Raw genomic sequence first — 15,362 nt, 5'->3', positions numbered from 1 at the left:
GCGAGTACCAACGCACGGCGGTCCTCGAACCATCCCACCACATGGGCCTGCTCACACGGCAGGCGTGGTGGAAGATGTTGGCGTGGAAGCCTCGCAGACAGCACGCCAGGCAGGGCCGACCCCGGAGCACATCGACAGCCTCGCGACTGTGCTCGACCTTGTGCGCTCCGGCGTCGCCAGGACGCGGCCGGAGATCAGCCGCCGGTCCGGGCTCGGGCGCACAGTGGTGACGCAGCGGGTCGGTCAGCTAGCTGAGTGTGGATTGCTGGAGGAAGGGGAACTCGGTCCCTCCAGCGGTGGTCGCGCCCCGCGTGAGCTGCGCTTTCGGGCCCGCGCCGGGATGGTGCTCGCCGCCGAGCTGGGTGCCACGAGCATCGGTGTTGGCGTGACCGACCTCGCCGGCACCGTGCTGGCCGAGCGCGAGGAGCCCACGGACATCGCGCTCGGCCCGGAACCGGTGCTGGAGCGTGTCGAGGCACTGTTCCACGAGCTGCTGGCCGAGATCCGCTCCGCCGACGCCGAGCTCGCCGTGTGGGGCATCGGCATCGGACTGCCGGGCCCGGTGGAGTTCGCCACCGGACGACCGAGCGCCCCGCCGATCATGCCCGGCTGGGACGGCTATCCGGTGCGCGACCGGCTGGCCACGCGCTTCGACGCACCGGTGTGGGTCGACAACGAGGTCAACGCCATGGCACTCGGCGAGCTACGCGCCGGGTCGGCAAGGGGGCAGCAGGACATCCTGTACGTCAAGATCGGTACCGGTATCGGTGCCGGGCTGGTGTCCGGCGGGCGGCTGCACCGCGGCAGCCAGGGCTGCGCGGGCGACATCGGGCATGCGGCCGTCGCCGATGAGGCGACGGTCGTGTGCCGGTGCGGCAACACCGGCTGTCTGGAGGCGTACGCGGGCGGGGCGGCGCTGGCGCGGGACGCCGTGGCCGCCGCGGAGGAAGGCCGGAGCGAGTTCCTTGCCGGTGTGCTGACTTCGGCGGGCACGATCACGGCGGCGGACGTGTCGCGGGCCGCGCAGAGCGGCGACCGCACTGCGGTGGAACTGGTCACCAGGGCGGGGCGGCTGATCGGCAGCCTGCTCGCCACGCTGGTCAGTTTTTACAATCCGGCGCTCGTCATCATCGGTGGCGGTGTGGCCGGGGCTGGGGATCTGCTGCTGGCGGCGCTACGGGAGTCCATTTACCGCCGTTCACTGCCGCTGGCCACGAGGGAGCTGCGCATCACGCGCTCGACGCTGAGTGACCGGGCGGGTCTCGTCGGTGCGGCGTTCACGGTCATCGACGAACTTTTCACACCGGAACGGCTGGCCCACTGGGTCGACTCCGGTTCTCCGGCCGGTGCCGCGGAACTCGTCAACGTCCCGCTGCGCGCTCCCCTGCTTTAGCCTTGGATGGTGCCCCCCGACCGCGTATACGGCGGGCGGACCGCCGCGGATCGTCGCGCCGAACGCAGGCAGCGGCTGCTGGACGCCGGGCTGGAGCTGTTCGGCACCGAGGGTTACACGGCCACCTCGATCGAGCGGCTGTGCGCGGGCGCCGGAGTGTCCACGCGCAACTTCTACGAGGAGTTCACCGGCCGCGAGGCGTTGCTGACAACGTTGCACGACCTGGTGATGGAGCGTGCACTGAAAGCCGTCGCCGCCGCGTTCGCCGCGGCCCAGGACGAGCCACTGGCGCGCCGAATCGAGCTGGCGGTGCGGGCCTACATCGCCACGACCGCGGAGGACACCCGCTGGGCACGAGTGTCCTATGTGGAGATAATCGGCGTCAGCGAGGCGGTCGAGCGCCACCGGCTGGCCTGGCGCGAGCGGTGGGCTGCCTTCCTCGCCGCGGAGGCGCAGCGCGCCGTCGAGCGTGGCGAAGCCATGTCCCGCGACTTCCACCTCAGCGCCGTCGCTCTCGTCGGTGCCCTCAACGAGCTCGTGTACCACTGGGCCGTCGGCGGCCACGTCATCCCGCTGGACGACATCATCTCCGAGATCGTGCGCATCGCCACTGCCGCGCTTACCGGGCCGTGACATCTGGGGACTGGACGGCGGGCCCGGAAGGGGCGGTCGCGGGCAGGAGCGGGGAACTCGCGTGCCGGAACGAGGAACTCACGCGCCAGAACGGGAGACTCGCCCGCCTGACGGGGCGACTCGCCAGTCGGAGCGGGCAACTCGCGCACCGGAACGAGCAACTCGCGGGTCCCAGCGGGCAACTCGCGTGCCGGAGCGGGGGACTCGCGTGCCGGAGCGGGGGACTCGCGCGGCGGGGCGGGGGACTCGCGCGGGGCGGAGTGGGTCAGCGTTGGTTGCGCGGCTTCTTCTCCCGTACCCGGACGTTGATGCGTACCGGGCTACCGGTGAAGCCGAAACGCTCGCGGAACTTGCGCTCGATGAACCGCCGGTAACTCGCCTCGAGGAAGCCGGTGGTGAACAGCACCAGCGTCGGCGGGCGGATGCCCGCCTGCGTGGCGAACAGCACCTTCGGCTGCTTGCCACCGCGCACGGGCGGCGGGGTCGCCGCGATGAGATCCGCCAGCCAGCCGTTGAGCTGCCCGGTCGGCACGCGCTGGTCCCACGACGTCAGCGCGGTGCGCAGCGCCGGGGCCAGCTTGCGCACCGCCCGGCCGGTCAGCGCGGAGACGTTGACGCGCTCGGCCCACGGCACCCGTACCAGGCCACGGTCGAGCTCCCTGTCGAGCTGGTGCCGCCGGTCCTCGTCGACGAGGTCCCACTTGTTGAACGCAAGCACGAGCGCCCGGCCCGCGTCGGAGACCATCGTCACCACTCGCAGGTCCTGTTCGGACACCGGTTCGCTGGCGTCCAGCAGCACGATGACCACCTCGGCGGCGTCGATCGCGGTCTTGGTACGCAACGACGCGTAGTACTCGGTGCCACTCGCGGTCTGCACCCGCTTGCGCAGGCCCGCCGTGTCGATGAAGCGCCACGGCTGCCCGTCCAGCTCCACCAGCGAGTCGACCGGGTCCACCGTGGTCCCGGCGACCGAGTCGACGACGGCACGTTCCTCGCCGGTGAGCTTGTTCAGCAGGCTGGACTTGCCGACGTTCGGTTTACCGACCAGCGCCACCCGGCGCGGTCCGGTGGCCACCTGCATGGTGTCCCGCGGTGCCTCCGGCAGCGCGGCGACGATCGCGTCGAGCAGGTCACCGGAGCTGCGGCCGTGCAGCGCGCTCACCGGGCGCGGCTCCCCCAGCCCCAGCGACCACAGCGATGCGGCCTCGGCGAGCAACCGCTCGTCGTCGACCTTGTTGGCGGCCAGCAGCACCGGACGCTTCGACCGGCGGAGCACCTTCGCCACCGCCTCATCGGTCGCCGTGGCGCCGACGGTGGCGTCCACAACGAGCAGTACAGCGTCCGAAGTAGACATTGCGAGCTCGGCCTGCGCCGCTACCGAGGCCTGCAGCCCGGTCGCACCAGGCTCCCAGCCGCCTGTGTCGACGACGGTGAACCGGCGGCCGCTCCACAGCGCGTCGTAGGCGACCCGGTCACGGGTCACACCGGGCACGTCCTGCACGACGGCCTCGCGACGGCCCAGGATCCGGTTCACCAGCGTGGACTTGCCCACGTTGGGCCTGCCCACGACGGCCAGCACCGGCTGCGCGGGCTCGGCGGCGTCGGTATCCGCCCCCTCGCCGGCCTGCTCGTCGAGCCGGAGGAACTCCGCCTCCTCGGACCACGTGCCGTCTGTTTCGGTCATTGTCACTGCTTCTCTTCTCGTTGCCTGTCAAGCTCTTCGACGAGCGCCGCGAGCGTGGTACGGATGCGCTCGGTGCCCTCGGCCAGCCCCGCGCGCCCGCGGCCGACGTCCAGTGTGAACGGTTCGTCCACCAGGATGTCGACCACCGGCCGGAACCGGCGCCCTCGCCCGGCGGGGCGCAGCGTGCCACGCACCGCCACCGGCAGCACGACCGCGCCGGAGTTGCGCACCAGCCAGGCCGCCCCCTGCTGAGCCGTCGCGACATCACCAGCGCCGCGCGTGCCCTCCGGGAACACCCCGATGAGCCCACCGCCGCGTAGTACCCGGGTCGCGGCGAGCAGCGCCGCCCGGTCAGGTGCCCCGCGCCGCACCGGGACCTGCCCGATCCAGCGCAGCCCCCAGCCCGCCGGCCCGGCGAACATCTCGTCCTTGACGAGGAACACCGAGCGGCGCGGCAACATTCCGAAGATCAGCTGCGGCTCGATCATCGAACTGTGGTTGGCGACGAGCACGACGGGACCGGTGCGCGGCACACGCGCGAGCCCGGCGACCCGGATGCGGTACGCGGGACGGTAGAGATACCGGGCGATCACCCGGCCCGCCTCGTGTAGCCACGGTACGGCACCGGGAGGCAGTCCCGTCACCGGCACGCCTCCGCGAACTCGCCGCCGAGCAGGCCGCGCTGGCTGGCCAGCTCGCTCAGTGCAACGAGGACCTGCTCGATGTTCAGGTCCGAGGTGTCGAACACCACCGCGTCCCCGGCAGGGCGCATCGGCGAGGCGGTGCGGGTGGAGTCCAGCTCGTCGCGCCGCTCCACGGAGGCCCGCGCGGCGGCGGTGGTGGACTTCCGGCCCGCCGCCGAGTCCTGGGCACTGCGCCGTGCGGCGCGCACCTCGGGTGAGGCGGTCAGGAAGACCTTCAGCGGGGCGTCCGGCGCGACGACGGTCCCGATGTCGCGCCCATCGACGACGATTCCGCCGACGGTGTCCAGGACGTGGGCGATGATCCGGCGCTGCCCCGCGACCAGAATCTCCCGCACCTCGGGGACTGCGGACACCGCGGAGACGGCCGCGTTGACGGGCTCGGTGCGGATCTCCTCGCCGACCTCCTGCCCGCCGAGCTGTGCGCGGGGGCGGGCCGGATCGGTGCCGACACCGACCTCGACCTCACTCGCGAGCGCGGCGACGGCACCTGGGTCCTGCGGGTCGATCCCGGCGCGCAGCACCGCGAGAGTGACAAGGCGGTACATCGCACCCGTGTCGAGATAGCCGGCACCGAGCGTGGCGGCCAGCTTGCGTGCCACGGTGGTCTTGCCGGTTCCCGATGGACCGTCCAGTGCGACCACGCCGCGTAGGGCTCCCGCCACCGACCGTTCTCCTCGCTGTCTCGCTCGCTTTCCTGCGAGATCCCATTCTGCCTGGCGCTCAGTGCTTGTCCGAAACGCGCCCGCCCGGATGGCCCTCGGGGCGTTCCGCACGCAGGCGCTCGTCCAGCTCGTCGATGACCAGGCTCGACCGGTCGATCGCGCCGGTGCGGTAGGCGGCCCGCCCGTACAGCTGTGACACCACCGGTGCGGTGATCACCTGGAACAGCCCGGCGAGCGCCAGGCCCACCGCGTACTGCGGCTCCAGCCGCACCGCCGTTCCTGCCAGGATCAGCAGCAGCCCCAGCGTCTGTGGCTTCGTCGCCGCCTGCAGCCTGCTCGGCACGTCCGGCAGGCGCAGCACGCCGTACGCCCCGATGACACAGAACAGCGCGCCGGAGAGCAGCAGCACCGCGCAGATCACATCACGCACGCTCATCGGTGTTCCTCCCGGCGTTCCACCAACCGCACCACCGAGATCGAGCCGACGAAACCGAGCAGTGCCACCGCGACGAGCAACGCGATGTAGATACCGCGCAGTGACATCGCCATGCCGACGGCGGTGCCGGCGACGATCAGCACCACCAGCACATCGATCGCGAGCACGCGGTCGAGCGTGCGCGGTCCGCGCACCAGCCGGACGAGTGTGAGCAACCCGGCGATCGCCAGCAGTCCGAACGTGATCGCGAAGACAGTACTCATCGGGCCTCACCCTCCACAGTGGCGTGGCGACGCCGCCGTTTCGCTTCCTCTGCCCGCTCGCGGACCGTGCGCGCCTCCTCGGCGGTGCCGTAGGCGTGGATCACCCGCACCTGCACGTCGAGCACGTCGTCGTGCACACGGTCGGCGGCCTCCCGGGTGCGCACGCCGAGCGCGTAGACGTACCAGATCCCGCCCGCACGGTCGATCTGCAGCACGAACTTCCCCGGACCGAGCGAGAGCACGTTCGCGGCAGCCGCGATCACATGGTCCACATCGGACAGCGAAGGTACGGCGACGATGGCGGCCCTGACCCGGCCGCCGTGCCGGAACTCGTCCCAGGCGAGGCCTACCGCCGAGACCACGAGGTCCACGACAACCCAGCAGGCGAGGCGCACCAGCCGCAGCGGGTGGACGAAGAAGTGCCAGCGATGCACCGGCAGCGGGAAGAGCATGAGAACCGCGAACGCGAGCAGCACACCGAACACCGCGACCGACAGGTCGAGCGTGCCCCACAGCATCAGCCACACCAGCACGAGCCAGAACAGCAGCGAGAACGAGAGCCGCCTCATCAGCCGCTCCCCTCGGCGCCGAGGACAGCCGCGCGGTAGGCGCTGCCGTCCAGCAGGTCCGCGGCCGCTCGCTCGCTCATCGCCGACAGCGGGCCCGCGAAGACCGCGATCAGCACGCTGACGGCCACCAGGCCACCGGTGGACACCAGCATGCCGGTGGAGGTCGAGCCGGTGCCGACGGTGACCTCGTCGTCGGGGTCGGGGTCCTGATGCGGCTCGCTGACCTTGCCCCAGAACGCGCCGACCCAGATCTTGGTCACCGCGAACAGCGTCAGCAGGCTGGTCAGCACAGCGGCGGCGGTCACCGCGTACGCCGCAGCGGTACCGACCTGAGCGCCCGCCTGCAGCAGCGCGATCTTGGCGACGAAACCGGAGAACGGCGGGATACCGGCCAGGCTCAGCGCGGGCAGCGCGAACAGCACGGCGATCACCGGGTAGGCCTTGGCGACACCGGACATCCCCTGCAGGGACACCGTTCCGGTATGTCGCGTGATCAGACCGCTGACGAGGAAGAGCGCGGCCTGCACGGTGATGTGGTGGACGACGTAGAGGATCACGCCGGCGAGCCCGAGCACGGTGAACAGCGCGAGCCCGAACAGCATGTAGCCGATGTGGCTGACGAGCAGGAACGACAGCATCCGGTTGAGGTCGTTCTGCGCGATCGCGCCGAGCACACCGATCAGCATCGTGAGCAGCGCGATCACGAGCAGCACGGTCCAGCCGACGTCGTGGACGAACACCAGCGTCTGGGTACGGATGAGCGCGTACACGCCGACCTTGGTGAGCAGGCCCGCGAACACCGCGGTGATCGGCGCGGGCGCGGTCGGGTAGCTGTCCGGCAACCAGAAGTGCAGTGGCACGAGCGCGGCCTTGATCCCGAACACCACCACCATGAGCAGGCCCAGGCTGGTCTGCACGCCGGGCGACAGCGCCGCGATCTTCTCCGGCAGTGCCGCCAGGTTGACCGTTCCCGTCGCCGCGTAGACCAGCGCGATCATCGTGATGAACAGCAGCGACGAGGCGAGGCTCACGATCACGTAGGTCATGCTCGCGCGCACCCGGTCCGCGGTGGTGCGGCGCGTGATCAGCACGTACGACGACGAGAGCATGATCTCGAAGGCGACGAACAGGTTGAACAGGTCGCCGGTCAGGTAGGCCAGCGACACCCCGGCACACAGCACCAGGTACATCGGGTGGAACGCGGTCGACGCCGTGTGCCTGCCGTAGTCGGTGATGCGCTGACCGATCGAGAAGATCAGCACAGCGAGCGTGACGAGCGCCGACACCAGGAGCAGCAGCGCGGCCAGCCGGTCGGCGACCAGCGTGATGCCGAACGGCGCCGCGTACCCGCCGAGCTGCAGCACAACCGGGCCGTGGTTGTCCGCCTCCTTCAGCAGTACACCGGCGATCACCGCGATCGCGGTCAGCACGAGCACACCGAGCGCGCGCTGGACGCGGGGAGCGCGCCCGGCGACCAGGGAGAGTGCGGCGGCGAGCAGCGGCAGCAGCACAGGCAGCGCGACGAGAACCGTCATCGGGGAACCTCCTCGCCGGCCTCCGGCGCCTCGAAGCTGGTGGTCGTCTCGCTCTCGGACTCCTCGCCGTCCTCGCGTTCACGTTCGGCCAGCCGGATCCGCCGGTCCTCGACGTCGTCCCGCACCTCGTCGTGGCCGAGTAGCGCCCACGACCGGTACGCCAGCGCGAGCAGGAACGTGGTCAGTGCGAACGTGATGACGATCGCGGTCAGCGCCAGCGCCTGCGGCAGCGGGTCGACCATCGTCTCGAGGACCGCCGAGCCGACGAACACCGGCTGCCCCGGCGGGCCACCCGCGACCTGGAGGAACAGGTTCGCGCCGTGCCCGACGATCACGATGCCGAGGATCACCCGCATCAGCGAGCGTTGCATGAGCAGGTATAAGCCGACCGTGTACAGCCCGGCCAGCACGATGGCCATGGTGATGTTGACGGTCACCCGTGGTCCTCCTGGTCCTCGTGCAGCCCGAGACCACCGCGTTCGGTTCCCGCGCCCACGGTGCGCAGCAGGTCCACCACGACGCCGATGATCAGCAGGTACACCCCGATGTCGAGGAACAGGTTGGTGGTGATCTTGAGCTCGCCGAGCACCGGCAGCGTCACCGGCCAGATCGCCGAGGCCAGCACCGGCTGGCCGAACAGCGCGGGCACGAGCGCGGTCACGACCGCGATGCTCAGCCCCGTGCCGATCACCACCGGCGGCCGGATGCGGATAGCGGCAGCGAGCTCCGCGCTGCCGCCCGCCACGTAACGCAGCACGAACGCCAGCCCGGCGACGAGGCCGCCGCTGAACCCGCCGCCCGCAGTGTGGTGCCCGGCGAACAACAGGTACACCGACACCATGAGCACCGTCGGGAAGACGATGCGCGCGCAGACTTCGAGCAGCAGCGAGCGCGGCCAGGTGTTGCAGTTGTGCTCGGCCATGAGCCAGCGCTCGCGTGGCCGGTCCCACTCGGTCCACGGCACCTGTTCGGCCGGGCGCTCGGATTCGGTGGTCATCGCAGCACCTCCTCCCGCTCGTCGGGCTCGACCCGCGGCCGCGATCTCTGCCGCGCGCGGGCGAGGATCAGGCTCGCCGCACCGGTCGCCGCGACGGCGAGCACCGCGATCTCGCCGACCGTGTCGAAGGCACGGAAGTCGACGATGATCGCGTTGACCACGTTGCTGGCGCCGGTCGCACTCTCGGAGTTCTCGATGTAGTACCTGCTGGCGTCGGGCATCCCCGGTTCGCGAGAGCCGGAGTACAGCACGGCCAGCACCGCGACGAACGTGCCCGCGACGGCCGCGATGCCGGCCTTGACCCAGCGGGCCTTGCGCACGTAGGGACGGTCCTCGACGAAGCGCGGCGGGAACCGGCGGATCACGAAGACGAACACGACCAGCGTGAGCGACTCCACCAGGAACTGCGCGAGCGCCAGGTCGGCACCGCCGTCGACCACGAAGAGCGCGCCGATGCCGTAGCCGACGGCACCCGTGAGCAACACCGCCGTGAGCCGCCTGCGAGCCAGCACCACCGTGCCTGCCGCGGCGAGAACGAGAACGGCGAGCGGCAGCTGCAGCCAGGAGTCCCACCAGCGCAGCGGCCCTGGCGAACCGAGCCCGGCCAGTAGCCCGCCCGCGGGCACGAGCACCATTGTGACGAGGATGATCCCGAGGTAGGTCGGCAGCGAACCGGCCTGCAGGCGGCCGGTGACGGCTTTGGCGAGGCCGTCAAGCCCGGTGATCGTGGCCTGGTAGCCGCGCTGGGCATGCAGCGACTCGGGCACCCACCCGGCCAACCGTGGTGCCAGCGCCGTGCGATGCAGCGCGTACCCCGCGGCGACGATCACCACAGTGAGCAGCAGCGGGGCCGTGATGCCGTGCCACAACGCCAGCTCGTACGGCGGCGGGTTCGCGGAGTAGGCGTCGGCGTAGCCCGCCACCAGGGGCTGGATCACACCCGGCACCACCGCCAGCACGAGCCCGGCAACGGCGGGCACGGCCACCAGCCCGGTGATGAGGGTGCCCGACGGCGGGACCGCCATGGGCTTGCCATCGGCCCGGTCGCCGAAGGCGCCGACGAGGAAGCGCAGGCTGTAGGCCACCGTGAAGACCGAGCCGAGAGCGACACCGGCGAGCAGCAGCCACTCCCGCGGACCGCCCTCCAACAGCGCCTCCAACGCGGCTTCCTTGCCGATGAAACCGAGCAGGGGCGGCAGCCCCGCCATCGACAGCACCGCCAGCGTCGCGAAGCCTGCCAGCGCGCGCCAGTGCCTGCCCAGCCCGGACAGCTGACGGATGTCCCGCGTGCCGGTGCGTTTGTCGATGATCCCGACCGTGAGGAACAGCGCCGACTTGAACAGCCCGTGCGCGAGCACGAGCGTGACGTCGGCCAGCGCCGAGAGCCACGTCCCGGTCCCGACGAGCACCATCAGGAAGCCGAGCTGGCTGATCGTGCCGTAGGCCAGCAGGGTCTTGAGGTCGTACTGGCGCAACGCGCGGAACCCGCCGAGCACCATCGTCCACAGGCCGAGCACGACGATCGGCACCCACCACGCAGGCAGATGGGCGAAGCCGGGGGCGAACCGCGCGACGAGGTACACACCCGCCTTGACCATCGCGGCGGCGTGCAGGTAGGCGCTGACCGGGGTCGGCGCGACCATGGCGCCTGGCAGCCAGGGGTGGAACGGCACCTGCGCCGACTTGGTGAACGCGCCGAGCAGGATCAGCAGCACCGCCACCGTGACGAGCGGCCCGCCCGGCGGGTCGGCGAGGATCTCGGAGATCCGGAAGGTGCCGGCGGCCGTGCCGAGCAGGATGAGGCCCAGCAGCATCGCAAGACCGCCGAGGCTGGTGACGAGCAGTGCCTGGGTTGCCGAGCGGCGCAGCTTCTTCGTGGCCCCGTCACCGCCGACGAGCAGGAAGGAGCAGATGGTGGTCAGCTCCCAGAACACGTACAGCGAGATGACGTCGTCGGCGAGCACCAGGCCGAGCATGGCGCCGGCGAACAGTACGAGCAGGGCGGAGTCGCGACCGGCAGCAGGATCACCGGGCTTGGCGTAGCAGGCGTAGAAACACAGCACCAGGGCGCCGATACCCGACACGAGCAGGATCATCAGCAGCGCGAGCTCGTCGAGCCGGGTCGTGAACTCCAGCCCGATGCCGGGAGCCCACGCCAGCGACTCGGTTGGGGGCCGGGCGCCTACTGCTCCGCCGGCCTGGCTGAGCGCGAGCACCAGTGTCGCTGCCGGGGCCAGCGCGCCGACGACGAAGGCGGCGCGTCCCCAGCGCCGCGCGATCCACGGCAGCACCGCAGCCAACGCCATGTGCGCCGCGATCGCGAACAGCACCCCACATCACCTGCCCCTCCTTGAGCCCCGACACGGCGATCCTACGGACCCGCATCTCAGCTGCCCGCACTGACCGAAATGGACAGACAGGACATATCATCCGAGGCGGTGATCGCGCCAGCCGATGGGTTACCGTGGGTATGTGAACGTCGAAGTAACTCCCCTGCCGGGAATCGGCGTCCGTAAGGACTTCGCTCTCGGCAATGGACGGCGTGTGGGTGTCGTCACGCACCGGGACGGCAAGATCGAACTGATCGTGTCCAAGTCCGATGATCCCGACGCCTGCCTTGCGTCGCTGCCGCTGACCGCCGACGAGGCGGGCGCGCTGGCGAACCTACTGGGGGCACCGCAGCTCGTCGCGCAGCTGAGGGAGGAGCACCGCGAGGTGCCCGGCATCAACACCAAGCAGATGCCGATCAAGAGCGCGTCGCCCTACAACGGCCGCACGCTCGGAGACACCGGCATGCGCACGCGCACCGGCGTCTCCGTCGTCGCCGTGATGCGTGCCGGCCAGGTGCATCCCTCGCCCTCCCCCGACTTCACCTTCACCGCGGGTGACGTGCTCGTGGTCGTCGGGACGGCGGAAGGTCTGGAGTCCGCCGTCAAGATCCTCCACCACGGCTGAGGCCTGTGGAACACACCGCACTGTCCCTCATCCAGCTGGGTGCTGTCTTCTTCGCGCTGGGTGTGCTCGGCAGGCTGGCCGGCAAGATCGGCATGTCACCGATCCCGCTGTACCTCATCGGCGGGCTGGCGTTCGGCCAGGGCGGGGTCATCCCTCTCGGTGACATCGACGGGTTCACCGAGCTCGCCAGCGAGATCGGCGTGGTCCTGCTGCTGTTGCTGCTCGGGCTGGAGTACTCGGCCGCCGAGCTCGTCACGGGGCTGCGCCGGTCCTGGATGGCCGGTCTGGTGGACGTCGTGCTCAACGCCCTGCCGGGCGCCGCGGTCGCGCTCATCCTCGGCTGGGGGCCCATCGGCGCGTTCGTGATGGCCGGCATCACCTACATCTCCTCGTCGGGCATCGTCGCGAAGGTCCTCGGGGACCTGGGCAGGCTCGGTAACCGGGAGACGCCGGTCGTGCTGTCGATCCTCGTGTTCGAGGACCTGATCATGGCGCTGTACCTGCCGATCCTCACGGCCGTTCTCGGCGGCATCAGCTTCCTCGGCGGGCTGGAAGCGGTCGGGATCTCACTGGCCGTGATCAGTGTCGTGCTCGTCGTCGCGGTGAAGTACGGCCGCTACGTCTCGGCCATCGTGGACAGTGAGGACCGGGAGGTCTTCCTGCTCAAGGTGTTCGGCGCGGCGCTGCTGGTGGCCGGGCTCGCCTCCGCCATGCAGGTGTCCGCCGCGGTGGGCGCGTTCCTGCTGGGCATCGCGATCTCCGGGTCCACAGCCGAGAACGCCACACGGCTACTCGAGCCGCTGCGCGACCTGTTCGCCGCCGTGTTCTTCGTCGTGTTCGGACTGAACACCGATCCCCGCTCCATCCCGCCGGTGCTCGGCTGGGCCATCGTGCTCGCGGTGGTCACCACGCTGACGAAGGTCGCGACCGGCTGGTGGGCCGCGCGCAGGGCGGGTATGGGCAAGCTCGGCCGGGCACGAGCGGGCGCCGCACTGGTCGCCCGTGGTGAGTTCTCGATCGTCATCGCCGGACTGGCCGTCTCCGCAGGGGCGGTCGAAGGCGAGCTCGCCGCACTGGCCACCGCCTACGTGCTGTTGATGGCGGTACTGGGCCCGGTCGCGGCGCGCGTCGTGGAGCCGGTCGCGCGCACGCTGCAGCGCAGGGCGAGCCGGGTGCCCCGCGCTGCCGACGGCACCTACTGACCGATCACAGGTCGACCGCGCGGTAGAGCGCCCCGATCTCCTTGCGGTTCAGCGGGCGCAGCGCACCCGGCTTGGTGTTGGCGAGCTGGACATCGCCGACAGCGGTGCGCACGAGCTTGCGCACCGGATGCCCGACCTCGGCGAGCAGGCGGCGCACGATGTGCTTGCGCCCCTCGTGCAGGACGATCTCGACCAGGGTCCGGCCAGGGCGGACGTCCTTGACCCGGAACTCGTCGGCCCGCGCGGGGCCGTCCTCGAGCTTCACACCCTCACGCAGCCGCTTGCCGAGGCCGCGCGGCACCGTGCCCTCGACCTCCGCGAGGTAGGTCTTCGGCACATGGAACGACGGGTGCATGAGCCGGTGCGCGAGGTCGCCGTCGTTGGTCAGCAGCAGCAGGCCCTCGGTCTCGGCATCGAGCCTGCCGACATGGAACAGCCGCTCCCGCCGGTCGCGGACGTAGTCGCCGACACACGGCCTGCCCTGGTCGTCGTCCATCGTGCTGTGCACGCCGCGTGGCTTGTTGAGCGCGAAGTAGACCTGGTCGTCGCGCAGGATCACGCGCAGGCCGTCCACGTGGATCACCGCGGTGTCGGGGTCGACGCGGCGGCCGAGTTCGCGCACGACGCTGCCGTCGACGCTCACCCGGCCCCGCGCGATGAGGTCCTCGGACGCGCGGCGGGAGGCCACCCCGGCTTGCGCCAGGACTTTCTGCAGGCGCACGCCTTCGGGTTGGTCAGATGTCATCGATCGAGTCCACCTCGGGTAGCAGTGGTGCGATCGGCGGCAGGTCGTTCAACGACGCCAGGCCGAGTCGCTCCAGGAACAGTTCCGTCGTTACGTACAGCGTGCCACCGGTCTCCGGGTCGGTGCCGCTCTCCTCGATCAACCCGCGCGCCACGAGCGTGCGGATCACACCGTCCACGTTCACCCCGCGCACGGCCGCGACCCGCGACCGCGTGACCGGCTGCCGGTAGGCGATGACGGCGAGGGTCTCCAGCGCCGCCCGCGTCAGCTTGGCGCGCTGACCGTCCAAAAGCAGCTTCTCCACGAACGGCGCGTAGGTGTCGCGCGTGTAGAAACGCCAGCCCTCGCCGACCCGCCGCAGGTCGATCCCGCTGCCGCGGTCGGTGTAGTCCTCGGCCATGGACCGCAGCGTCTCGGTGACCCGGTCGACGGGTTGCTCGAGCGCACCGGCCAGCACCTCCTCGCCGACGGGGGCGTCCACGACGAGCAGCAGGGCCTCCAGCGCCGACTGGAGCGCCTCGTAGGAGCTCAGGTCCGGCAGCGCACGCTCCGGGGCGACCGCGACCAGGCCGCCGTCCTCGGCGGCGCCGGCCTCCGTACCGTCATCGGCCTCGTCCTCGACAGCAACATCGACGTCGGTGCCAGGCTCGTCGCGTGCCAGGTCCCCGTGTTCCGGCCGCGTCTCCGGCTCGCTCACCCGTACTCCTCATCCTCTGCATCGCTCGCGCGGTCGCGTGCGGCATCCGCGGCGGCCTCGTCAGCCGATCCGCCGGTCCAGCGCACGTGCAGCTCCGCGAGCGCCTCGAGCTGGTCGAACTGCACGGCCGACTCCCGGTACAGCTCCAGCAACGCCAGGAACCGGGCGACCACCTCGATGGTGTGGTCGCAATCGGACACCAGCTCACCGAACGTCGCGCGCCCGGCATCGGCCAGCCGCACCCGCAGGAGAGCCGCATGCTCCCGCACCGAGATCTTGCCCGCATGGATGTGGTCCAGCGAGACGGTCGGCGGTGGCTTCGGCCGGAACACCTCGGTCGCGAGACCGGCGAACTTCTCCGGTGTCACGCCGAGCATGACCTCCGGCAGCAGTCCGAGGTAGCGCTCCTCGAGCGTCACCGACCGCGGATACCGCCGCAGTGCTCCGGCCTCCAGCTCCGCGAACAACGCGGCCACCTGCTTGTACGCCCGGTACTGCAGCACCCTGGCGAACAGCAGGTCCCTGGCCTCCAGCAACGCGAGGTCCTCGCTGTCCTCGACATCGGCCGCGGGCAGCAACCTGGCCGCCTTCAGGTCGAGCAGGGTCGCGGCGATGACCAGGAACTCGGTGGTCTCGTCGAGATCCCATTCCGAGCCGAGTGCGTGCGTGTAGGCGATGAAGTCGTCCGTCACCTGGTGCAGGGCGACTTCGGTGACGTCGAGCTGGTGCTGGGAGATCAGCTGCAGCAGCAGGTCGAACGGTCCCTCGAAGTTGGCAAGGCGCACCTTGAACCGTTGCGCCGAAACGCCCTCCGCGGCGGGCGTCTCGTGCTCGGGTACCTCGTTCTCGGGCCGGGGCGATGCCCCTTCGTCCATCAGTGCTTCTTC

The 15,362-nt window shown here is 70.7% G+C and carries 17 protein-coding genes; 4 read left to right on the top strand and 13 right to left on the bottom strand.

Annotated features, from left to right (window positions below; all coding sequences use genetic code 11):
* Window positions 1-82: 82 nt before the first annotated feature.
* Both ABZ863_RS17485 and ABZ863_RS17480 read left to right on the top strand, forming a co-directional pair.
* Window positions 83-1,393 (top strand): ROK family protein, encoded by a 1,311-nt coding sequence (locus ABZ863_RS17485; protein WP_358536450.1) that lies wholly within the window; start codon window positions 83-85, stop codon window positions 1,391-1,393.
* A 9-nt stretch (window positions 1,394-1,402) separates the two neighbouring features.
* Entirely contained in the window at window positions 1,403-2,026 is a 624-nt protein-coding gene (locus tag ABZ863_RS17480; RefSeq protein WP_358536448.1) for a TetR/AcrR family transcriptional regulator, read from the top strand.
* A 265-nt stretch (window positions 2,027-2,291) separates the two neighbouring features.
* Here the strand turns inward: ABZ863_RS17480 and der are convergent, their stop codons facing one another.
* The 10 genes from der to mbhE form a co-directional block, all read right to left on the bottom strand.
* Entirely contained in the window at window positions 2,292-3,710 is a 1,419-nt protein-coding gene (gene der / locus ABZ863_RS17475; protein WP_358536445.1) for a ribosome biogenesis GTPase Der, read from the bottom strand.
* Between the two features lie 2 nt (window positions 3,711-3,712).
* A complete protein-coding gene (locus tag ABZ863_RS17470) occupies window positions 3,713-4,360 on the bottom strand; it encodes a lysophospholipid acyltransferase family protein (protein WP_358536442.1) in 648 nt (215 codons plus the stop codon).
* Window positions 4,351-5,055, bottom strand: a complete 705-nt coding sequence (cmk, locus tag ABZ863_RS17465; RefSeq protein WP_358536777.1) for a (d)CMP kinase — start codon at window positions 5,053-5,055, stop codon at window positions 4,351-4,353. Before cmk ends, ABZ863_RS17470 begins: the two co-directional genes overlap by 10 nt.
* A gap of 79 nt (window positions 5,056-5,134) precedes the next feature.
* Window positions 5,135-5,512 carry a monovalent cation/H(+) antiporter subunit G gene (mnhG, locus tag ABZ863_RS17460; protein WP_358536439.1) on the bottom strand — a complete coding sequence of 126 codons (378 nt, stop codon included), beginning with the start codon at window positions 5,510-5,512 and terminating at the stop codon, window positions 5,135-5,137.
* Window positions 5,509-5,775, bottom strand: a complete 267-nt coding sequence (locus ABZ863_RS17455; RefSeq protein ID WP_358536437.1) for a monovalent cation/H+ antiporter complex subunit F — start codon at window positions 5,773-5,775, stop codon at window positions 5,509-5,511. The genes mnhG and ABZ863_RS17455 overlap by 4 nt, the downstream gene beginning before the upstream one ends.
* Window positions 5,772-6,344 carry a Na+/H+ antiporter subunit E gene (locus tag ABZ863_RS17450; protein WP_358536434.1) on the bottom strand — a complete coding sequence of 191 codons (573 nt, stop codon included), beginning with the start codon at window positions 6,342-6,344 and terminating at the stop codon, window positions 5,772-5,774. The genes ABZ863_RS17455 and ABZ863_RS17450 overlap by 4 nt, the downstream gene beginning before the upstream one ends.
* A complete protein-coding gene (locus ABZ863_RS17445; RefSeq protein ID WP_358536431.1) occupies window positions 6,344-7,879 on the bottom strand; it encodes a Na+/H+ antiporter subunit D in 1,536 nt (511 codons plus the stop codon). Before ABZ863_RS17445 ends, ABZ863_RS17450 begins: the two co-directional genes overlap by 1 nt.
* The gene (locus ABZ863_RS17440) at window positions 7,876-8,316 is read right to left on the bottom strand and encodes a Na(+)/H(+) antiporter subunit C (RefSeq protein WP_358536428.1); all 441 of its coding nucleotides are present in this window, start codon (window positions 8,314-8,316) and stop codon (window positions 7,876-7,878) included. Before ABZ863_RS17440 ends, ABZ863_RS17445 begins: the two co-directional genes overlap by 4 nt.
* The gene (locus ABZ863_RS17435) at window positions 8,313-8,876 is read right to left on the bottom strand and encodes an MnhB domain-containing protein (RefSeq protein WP_358536426.1); all 564 of its coding nucleotides are present in this window, start codon (window positions 8,874-8,876) and stop codon (window positions 8,313-8,315) included. Before ABZ863_RS17435 ends, ABZ863_RS17440 begins: the two co-directional genes overlap by 4 nt.
* On the bottom strand, window positions 8,873-11,206 hold the full coding sequence (gene mbhE, locus ABZ863_RS17430; RefSeq protein ID WP_358536424.1) for a hydrogen gas-evolving membrane-bound hydrogenase subunit E: 2,334 nt from the start codon (window positions 11,204-11,206) through the stop codon (window positions 8,873-8,875). The genes ABZ863_RS17435 and mbhE overlap by 4 nt, the downstream gene beginning before the upstream one ends.
* 142 nt (window positions 11,207-11,348) lie before the next feature.
* Between mbhE and ABZ863_RS17425 the strand changes: the two genes are divergently transcribed.
* The gene (locus ABZ863_RS17425; protein ID WP_358536422.1) at window positions 11,349-11,831 is read left to right on the top strand and encodes a cation:proton antiporter regulatory subunit; all 483 of its coding nucleotides are present in this window, start codon (window positions 11,349-11,351) and stop codon (window positions 11,829-11,831) included.
* Between the two features lie 5 nt (window positions 11,832-11,836).
* Window positions 11,837-13,033: a cation:proton antiporter gene (locus ABZ863_RS17420; RefSeq protein ID WP_358536420.1), complete on the top strand. Its 1,197-nt coding sequence runs from the start codon at window positions 11,837-11,839 to the stop codon at window positions 13,031-13,033.
* Between the two features lie 4 nt (window positions 13,034-13,037).
* On the opposite strand, the gene ABZ863_RS17415 is transcribed toward ABZ863_RS17420, so the two are convergent.
* Genes ABZ863_RS17415 through ABZ863_RS17405 form a run of 3 tightly spaced genes read right to left on the bottom strand, consistent with a single transcriptional unit; the run spans window position 13,038 to window position 15,350 of the window.
* Window positions 13,038-13,778: a pseudouridine synthase gene (locus ABZ863_RS17415; protein WP_358536418.1), complete on the bottom strand. Its 741-nt coding sequence runs from the start codon at window positions 13,776-13,778 to the stop codon at window positions 13,038-13,040.
* On the bottom strand, window positions 13,768-14,475 hold the full coding sequence (gene scpB / locus ABZ863_RS17410) for an SMC-Scp complex subunit ScpB (RefSeq protein WP_358536416.1): 708 nt from the start codon (window positions 14,473-14,475) through the stop codon (window positions 13,768-13,770). The genes ABZ863_RS17415 and scpB overlap by 11 nt, the downstream gene beginning before the upstream one ends.
* Window positions 14,472-15,350 carry a segregation/condensation protein A gene (locus ABZ863_RS17405; protein ID WP_358536414.1) on the bottom strand — a complete coding sequence of 293 codons (879 nt, stop codon included), beginning with the start codon at window positions 15,348-15,350 and terminating at the stop codon, window positions 14,472-14,474. Before ABZ863_RS17405 ends, scpB begins: the two co-directional genes overlap by 4 nt.
* Window positions 15,351-15,362 lie beyond the last annotated feature (12 nt).

Source organism: Saccharomonospora sp. NPDC046836 (assembly GCF_040645195.1).
Classification (GTDB): domain Bacteria; phylum Actinomycetota; class Actinomycetes; order Mycobacteriales; family Pseudonocardiaceae; genus Prauserella_A.
Note: the sequence above shows the minus strand (reverse complement) of the source record. Positions and strands in the feature narration are given on the sequence as shown.

What these genes read in the sequence shown, in the direction of transcription:
- mnhG (WP_358536439.1), bottom strand. Translation starts at nt 5,512, where the DNA reads ATGAGCGTGCGTGATGTGATCTGCGCGGTGCTGCTGCTCTCCGGCGCG.
- ABZ863_RS17415 (WP_358536418.1), bottom strand. Translation starts at nt 13,778, where the DNA reads ATGACATCTGACCAACCCGAAGGCGTGCGCCTGCAGAAAGTCCTGGCG.
- ABZ863_RS17450 (WP_358536434.1), bottom strand. Translation starts at nt 6,344, where the DNA reads ATGAGGCGGCTCTCGTTCTCGCTGCTGTTCTGGCTCGTGCTGGTGTGG.
- ABZ863_RS17445 (WP_358536431.1), bottom strand. Translation starts at nt 7,879, where the DNA reads ATGACGGTTCTCGTCGCGCTGCCTGTGCTGCTGCCGCTGCTCGCCGCC.
- ABZ863_RS17435 (WP_358536426.1), bottom strand. Translation starts at nt 8,876, where the DNA reads ATGACCACCGAATCCGAGCGCCCGGCCGAACAGGTGCCGTGGACCGAG.
- ABZ863_RS17405 (WP_358536414.1), bottom strand. Translation starts at nt 15,350, where the DNA reads ATGGACGAAGGGGCATCGCCCCGGCCCGAGAACGAGGTACCCGAGCAC.
- ABZ863_RS17455 (WP_358536437.1), bottom strand. Translation starts at nt 5,775, where the DNA reads ATGAGTACTGTCTTCGCGATCACGTTCGGACTGCTGGCGATCGCCGGG.
- der (WP_358536445.1), bottom strand. Translation starts at nt 3,710, where the DNA reads ATGACCGAAACAGACGGCACGTGGTCCGAGGAGGCGGAGTTCCTCCGG.